Raw genomic sequence first — 6,299 nt, 5'->3', positions numbered from 1 at the left:
ATTTGACCGACGCCGCCTTTGGGGTAGTTAATGCCACCATAATGGCGATCGGAGAATACCATCCCGGCATTAATCATCGGTGTCATGTCTGCTGGCACAACCGACCAGCAATAACACTCGATGTCGATGAATTTGAGCAAAATCGGATCGCTGATGTATCGGCGGGCGATGTCGCCTGCATTGAGGGGCAAGTATTTCACTAAACCCAAACAAGCCAAGGGATGCTGGAAAAACACCCTCGTTAGATAGCCCGGTTCCTCCAACGAGAGCAAATCCATTGCGTTCAGGCAGTTAAACACTTTCCAGCACTCGTCGTAAAATCGACGGATGCCTTCTCGTTCTTGCGGAAAATGTTCTGTAAGTTCTTGCAAAAATTTCTCATAATTGCGATGAACTTTTAAATCTAACCCGTCGGGAAGGTGGTAGTGAATCTGTACCGGGTCGGCAATGGTTTCCACACTAACGTTGACTGCTGCTAGGGCGCGGGTGAGCAGATTGGTAGTGCCTTGAGTGCCAAACCCAAAGATCATCGATGCTCCCACATCAAACCGATATCCGTTGCGATCGAAGTAGCCAGCACTTCCTCCAGGGATAATGTAGCGCTCCAGGACTAGCACAGACGCACCTTTGGCTGCTAGCTGGGTCGCCGTTACCAACCCTCCAATACCCGATCCGATGACAATAACATCAAATTCAGGCGCGGTTGAACTGGTTTGAGTGTAAAACAACTGATTATTCATGGAAGCAGGTATTGGGTTAGTAATCTAGAGTAATTCCCTGGATTTACAGTTTACAAGCTCCCTTCGTATCTAGCATCTAGCCCCTAATTCCTAACCCCGACGCCCGACGCCCTAAAAAAAAGTACGGACTCTATCTGCTGCTGCTGACCGAGCCCGTCTGCCGTTCCTCGTAGAGGAGAACACGAGAGAGGAGAACACTGAAAGTTAATATAGCCTTATTGAAAAGAAGTGTCAATACAATTAGGAAAAATTCTCAACAATATTTTTGTCTTCCCTGTAACAAAGCAGAAGGCAGTATGATAGATCGGGCTTTTGAACCAGCATCCAAACACCAATCTAAAATCGAAAATCTAAAACCCGTATGACTCTCCAGATGCGTATCTATGTTCCGCCCCATCCCCTCATCAAACACTGGCTGGGTGTTGCCCGCGATGCCCAAACGCCACCAGTGCTGTTCAAAAGCGCCATGACGGAACTGGGACGCTGGCTGACTTACGAAGCGGTGCGAGAGTGGTTGCCCACAATAGAAACAACAGTGCAAACGCCTTTGGCTGACTGTCCTGCTACGTTTGTCAATCCGGAAGTGCCGTTGGTGGTAGTGCCGATTCTGCGGGCGGGATTGGCTTTGTTGGAAGGAGCGCAGACTGTAATGCCTTTGGCGTCGATTTATCATCTCGGTTTGGTACGGGATGAAGAAACGCTAGAACCGAGTTGCTATTTGAATAAGTTCCCAGCCCAGTTTAAAGAGCAAACGCGGGTATTGATCTGCGATCCGATGCTGGCGACTGGTGGCTCGATTATGGCTGCGATGGCAGAATTGACTTCTCGCGGTATCGATCCGGCGTTAGTGAGGATTATTTCGGTAGTGGCGGCTCCCCCAGCACTGCAAAGATTGAGTGTGACCTATCCGGGCTTGAATGTATATACGGCTACTATAGACGAAGGCTTAAACAGCCACGGTTACATTGTGCCTGGGTTGGGGGATGCAGGCGATCGCGCCTTTGGCACCTAGCGCTATAAAGTCAAAAGTCAAAAGTCAAAAGTCAAAATTTCTCCCTTCTCCCTCTTCCCGACGCCCTAGCCACTTCCCTCTCCCTCTCCCTCTTCTTTTTGACTTTTGACTTTTAACTTTTGACTTTCCCAGTCCCTATCTTCTGCCTGATGCAGTTGGGACTGCTAGCAGGTAAGCTGAAAACAGTCGTACCAAAGATATAATCCTAAATCCTTTCATCTAAAATCCAAAATAGATATGAGTCAGCGTGACGGTTTTGCAGCAGGATTTTTGGCTGGGTCGTTGGTAGGTGGCCTAGTCGGTGGGGTGCTGGGGGCGGTGCTAGCTTCTCGCATCAGTAAGGAAACGGCGGAAGCAGAAGCACCTATCCTCAACAGCAATCCTTCCGAAGCTAAAGTTGATAAACCTAAGAAGCGTCAACTGGAAGCTTCTTCTGAGCAACGGATTGAAGTGGCTCGTCGCAGTCTGGAGGATAAGATCGCACAACTCAATCAGACAATTGACGAAGTGCGCCAGCAGCTCGGTAACGTGAATGGCAATGCTGCTGGGGGAAGTGGCGATCGATCTCTGACCAGAGATGCACAATACTGAGTTGCAGTCAACTCTTCAGTTGACAAGCTCAAGCGGTAAGCTACCCCCAACAGCTGGGAAAGTGGAAAAGTAGGGCAGAGTCGAGCTAGAGTTGGAAGCCCAACTCAGTTTCATTGGTGTAGAGGAGACGATCCGAAACGGTCGGATATCGGTTAAATTAAAGTCAAGTCTAAGTTGTGTTTGAAATTCCGTAAAAAGCTTCAAAACTCATGGATGCCTCAGTCGCACTGCTGTTCAACGCTCTTATTACCTTTGTCAACATCTACGTCGTTTTGTTGATTATTAGGATTCTGCTGAGCTGGTTTCCCAATCTCAACTGGTACGATCCGCCGTTTTCCATCCTCAGTCAGCTAACCGATCCTTACCTGAATATCTTTCGCTCTTTTATTCCCCCTCTCGGTGGTATTGATTTTTCACCGATTTTGGCGATCTTTCTACTCCAATTTATCGCCGATCTTCTCAAGCCCCTCGCAGTACGGGCTATGTATATGTTCTGATCCCGATCGATCGCCTGCTTGTACTGAAAACTTCACTCCTTAATTTTTAAGGAGGTAAATATTTTACTACAAAACTTTTATTTTGTGAACAACAATCTACCTGTTGTAGGATGTGTTAACTTTACCTAACGCACCCGGCATTTGAGGGGGTAAGGGTAGTTTACCCCCCTAGCCCTTTGTCAACGACGAACCACACCGGTAAAACCGGCAGCTTTGAACTGCTTAAGCTTCAAAGGAGTTGGCTGATTGGCAGCCACAGAAATTCTCAATTCAAAATCGCTCACTCCTGGCGGAACCTCATCAATAGATCCCAGACGAGTACGGTTTTGCATCACAGAATTGTCATTGGCATCGTAGATGCGACCGAAAATATCAGCGTTGTAGACGTATTTACCAGAGGTATTGTTGGCTTTGCCGGTAATGAGAAAGCAGTTGGCAGCTCTGGCGTTACCGCTAGTAACCAATCCTTCTGCTAGTTCTGGCGGACACTCTTTATAAGAAAGATCGGTTAGTTGAATTTGAGTCAACGCCCAAGCGGGTGGGGTCAACACCCAACTCAGAATTGCGATCGAGCAGGAAATTAGAAAGATTTTTATGGCTCGAAATTGCATATATTGTACCTAAAATTAGCGATCGGCAGGTAACTTCAAACTCAGCTTACCGTGAACTTGTACAACCGCGCTCTTAAAGAGGGTGCCAGTTTTGTAATATAAATGGACTATCCCCAGTTAGCGATCGGCTTTGGCACAGAGCTACCCAAAGCCGTTGACGTGCAATCAAGTTCACTGTTTGCCATAGGTGCTGTATGACTAAAGAGGAGATCGAAGCAGCCTTGCAAGCAGCATTCGATCGGTGCGATGCAGCTAGCTGTCCTCTCACCGAGACACAGAAACAGATCCTGCTGCAAGTGGCAGAAAATTTGACTCGCATCCAAAGTCAACCGAGTGGCGATCGATCGCCTTCTTCTACTAATCCTCTGGACGAACTTACCGATAATGAACAAGAAACTTTTTTAGAGTTTGTCAGAGAACAAGAAAGAGAAGATCGCTCTTGGAAATTTCAGTTAATGAACGATTGGTTGAATAATCGAACTTCGGGAGAGGTGCAGTTTATTCGCGATCGCTACGGTTTACAATGGCTCAATCGAGTCAAGCAGGAACATTTAGCTGAGTATATCGAGCGCACACCAGACGAAATTTTAAAACTCAAAGTAGGCGATCGCATTGAAGTGTCTAATAGTTTATGGGAATGGGTGCAAGAAAATGGCCCTTGCAGTCGCGAATGGGTTTCTTGCACAGTAATTAAAGTGGATGAGATAGATGGCAATACCACTTGCACAATTCGTTTTGATAACGGTAGTGAATACGAAATTCAAGGTATTTACGAGTGGAATCGCTACAATTGGCGTTGGCCATCTGGGTAAATAAAATTAGGACAATGTTAGACAAAAATAATCTTTCAATCCGATAATCCTAAATGTCTTCGCAAAGATTGCCGCATTACATCTACTGGAACTGACTGCTGCAACCAAATTTGCAATGCAGCCGCTCCTTGTTGTACTAACATTTCTAAACCATCGATCGCATCCGCACCCTGCTGTTTAGCTAATTTTAGAAATAAAGTCGGATTGGGTGTATAAATTAGGTCATAGACGATCGCACCTTTGGGCAATTTCGCGATCTCATCTGCACTTAAAGGAGACTCTTCAACGCGAGGATACATTCCTATTGGCGTTGTATTCACGAGTAAGTTTGCTTCTGAGAGCAAATTTGGTAACTCTTGCCAATTATGTACGCTGAGACGGACAGGCAAACGCGAATTCAGCCAACTATCTAAAAAATCGTTTAATTTCTGCGGACTGCGCCCGATTACTTTGACTTGCTGTACGCCTAACTGGGCGCACCCTGCTACCACCGCCCTAGCAGCTCCACCATAGCCTAAGACTAGCGCTGTCGTCTGACTCCAATCGCGCTCTTGAGATGAGGGGGAGAGATTCAGCAATGGTGCCAAAAACCCTTCCACATCTGTATTTGTGCCACTCCAACCTTTATCGGTGCGCCAGACGCTGTTAACGGCTCCGACCGATCGTGCGATCGGCGATACTTCTGATAGGAGGGGAATGATTGCTTGTTTGTGGGGAATGGTGACGTTAAAGCCGATCGTACCAATAGCGGCAAAACCTGCGATCGCTACCTGCAAATCTTCCGGTTTAACTGGAAAGGGTAGATACACATAATCTACTCCCAGTGTGGCAATAGCGGCATTGTGCATCACCGGTGACAGGGAATGTTCGATCGGATTTCCGATAACGCCCAGCAATTTAGTCTTACCTGTAATCATTACTTCTACCATTGAATTAATAGACATCGGGTGGCAAAAGCTACGATAGCAGAGGTTAGGGCGATAACTTCATGAGTTTTATCACTTGTAGCCAAGGGCATCAAAATCCGGCTGCGGCGCGGTTTTGTTCGTACTGCGGTGAATTTCTGCAAAGCACGCACAACAGTACGACAGGCGTTGCTACATCTCAAACACAATTGCAGCCTGGAACAAAGTTGCGCGATCGCTATATTATCCACTATCAGCTAGGTCAGGGCGGATTTGGCAGGACTTACCTAGCGCGGGATATCAATCGATTTAACGAATCTGTCGTTATCAAAGAGCTTATCCCACTTGCCCAAGGTACGTACAACCTCCATAAAGCCGAGGAACTGTTTGAAAGGGAAGCGGCGATGCTGCACAAACTCAAGCATCCCCAAATTCCCCATTTCTGGGAGTTCTTTCGGGAGGGACAACAACTTTTCATTGTCCAAGATTATATTCAAGGGCAAACCTATCAATCCCTATTAAATCGGCGATTACAGCGAGGTGAATGCTTTAGCGAAGCGGAAATTATCCAACTTTTCCGACAACTTCTGCCTGTTTTAAGTTACCTCCACCACCAAGGCATTATCCATCGCGATATTGCTCCTGATAATATTATTTGTCGTGACAGCGACAAACTGCCGGTATTGATTGACTTGGGCGGTGTGAAGCGAATTGCTATTAATGTAGCCCAGCAACTAGCAGGTGGACTCGATGGATTTTCATCTGACAATGCGACTCGCTTGGGTAAAGTTGGCTACGCGCCAGATGAGCAAATACGAATGGGAATTGTGGCACCTTATAGCGATTTGTATGCTTTAGGGGTTACAGCTATTGTCTTGATGACTGGCAAACAGCCGCAAGAGTCGATCGATCCGCAAACGATGAATTGGATTTGGGATAAACATCTGCCTTCTCTAAGTCGTCAGCTAAAGGAGATTCTATCTCGAATGCTTGCTGCCAAGCCTTACGAGCGTTTTCAATCAGCTGAGGAAATTCTGGAAATTTTAGAAACCGGTCATTCATCTGCACAAAGTTCGCGTTTGGGTGCTGTTACGAAAGTAAAAACTGTATTGGCAAATAATTCCGGTCAAG

General features: G+C 46.6%; 8 protein-coding genes. 5 read left to right on the top strand and 3 right to left on the bottom strand.

Annotation, left to right across the window (positions count from 1 at the left end; translation table 11 throughout):
- Window positions 1-740, bottom strand: a 740-nt coding sequence (locus tag H6S82_RS14275; RefSeq protein ID WP_191056338.1) for an FAD-dependent oxidoreductase, incomplete at its 3' end; no start/stop codon positions are given.
- A gap of 361 nt (window positions 741-1,101) precedes the next feature.
- Here H6S82_RS14275 and upp point away from each other — a divergent pair.
- The 3 genes from upp (at window position 1,102) to H6S82_RS14260 (ending at window position 2,840) form a co-directional block, all read left to right on the top strand.
- Entirely contained in the window at window positions 1,102-1,752 is a 651-nt protein-coding gene (gene upp, locus H6S82_RS14270) for a uracil phosphoribosyltransferase (RefSeq protein WP_190471750.1), read from the top strand.
- 237 nt (window positions 1,753-1,989) lie between these two features.
- Complete coding sequence (locus tag H6S82_RS14265) at window positions 1,990-2,343, top strand: hypothetical protein (RefSeq protein ID WP_190471748.1); 354 nt, start codon at window positions 1,990-1,992, stop codon at window positions 2,341-2,343.
- A gap of 209 nt (window positions 2,344-2,552) precedes the next feature.
- Window positions 2,553-2,840, top strand: coding sequence for a YggT family protein (locus H6S82_RS14260; RefSeq protein ID WP_190471745.1), 288 nt, complete (start codon window positions 2,553-2,555; stop codon window positions 2,838-2,840).
- A gap of 179 nt (window positions 2,841-3,019) precedes the next feature.
- Here the strand turns inward: H6S82_RS14260 and H6S82_RS14255 are convergent, their stop codons facing one another.
- Window positions 3,020-3,451 carry a hypothetical protein gene (locus H6S82_RS14255; protein WP_190471742.1) on the bottom strand — a complete coding sequence of 144 codons (432 nt, stop codon included), beginning with the start codon at window positions 3,449-3,451 and terminating at the stop codon, window positions 3,020-3,022.
- A 194-nt stretch (window positions 3,452-3,645) separates the two neighbouring features.
- Between H6S82_RS14255 and H6S82_RS14250 the strand changes: the two genes are divergently transcribed.
- Window positions 3,646-4,263 (top strand): hypothetical protein, encoded by a 618-nt coding sequence (locus tag H6S82_RS14250; protein WP_190471739.1) that lies wholly within the window; start codon window positions 3,646-3,648, stop codon window positions 4,261-4,263.
- 35 nt (window positions 4,264-4,298) lie between these two features.
- Here H6S82_RS14250 and H6S82_RS14245 read toward each other — a convergent pair whose 3' ends face one another.
- Window positions 4,299-5,180: a shikimate dehydrogenase gene (locus H6S82_RS14245; RefSeq protein ID WP_190471758.1), complete on the bottom strand. Its 882-nt coding sequence runs from the start codon at window positions 5,178-5,180 to the stop codon at window positions 4,299-4,301.
- Window positions 5,181-5,251: 71 nt separating this feature from the next.
- Here H6S82_RS14245 and H6S82_RS14240 point away from each other — a divergent pair.
- The coding region (locus H6S82_RS14240) for a serine/threonine-protein kinase (RefSeq protein ID WP_191056337.1) at window positions 5,252-6,299 on the top strand (1,048 nt) is incomplete at its 3' end.

Source organism: Planktothrix sp. FACHB-1355 (genome assembly GCF_014748295.1).
GTDB lineage: Bacteria > Cyanobacteriota > Cyanobacteriia > Cyanobacteriales > Aerosakkonemataceae > Aerosakkonema > Aerosakkonema funiforme_A.
Note: the sequence above shows the minus strand (reverse complement) of the source record. Positions and strands in the feature narration are given on the sequence as shown.

What these genes read in the sequence shown, in the direction of transcription:
- upp (WP_190471750.1), top strand. Translation starts at nt 1,102, where the DNA reads ATGACTCTCCAGATGCGTATCTATGTTCCGCCCCATCCCCTCATCAAA.
- H6S82_RS14265 (WP_190471748.1), top strand. Translation starts at nt 1,990, where the DNA reads ATGAGTCAGCGTGACGGTTTTGCAGCAGGATTTTTGGCTGGGTCGTTG.
- H6S82_RS14260 (WP_190471745.1), top strand. Translation starts at nt 2,553, where the DNA reads ATGGATGCCTCAGTCGCACTGCTGTTCAACGCTCTTATTACCTTTGTC.
- H6S82_RS14255 (WP_190471742.1), bottom strand. Translation starts at nt 3,451, where the DNA reads ATGCAATTTCGAGCCATAAAAATCTTTCTAATTTCCTGCTCGATCGCA.
- H6S82_RS14250 (WP_190471739.1), top strand. Translation starts at nt 3,646, where the DNA reads ATGACTAAAGAGGAGATCGAAGCAGCCTTGCAAGCAGCATTCGATCGG.
- H6S82_RS14245 (WP_190471758.1), bottom strand. Translation starts at nt 5,180, where the DNA reads ATGATTACAGGTAAGACTAAATTGCTGGGCGTTATCGGAAATCCGATC.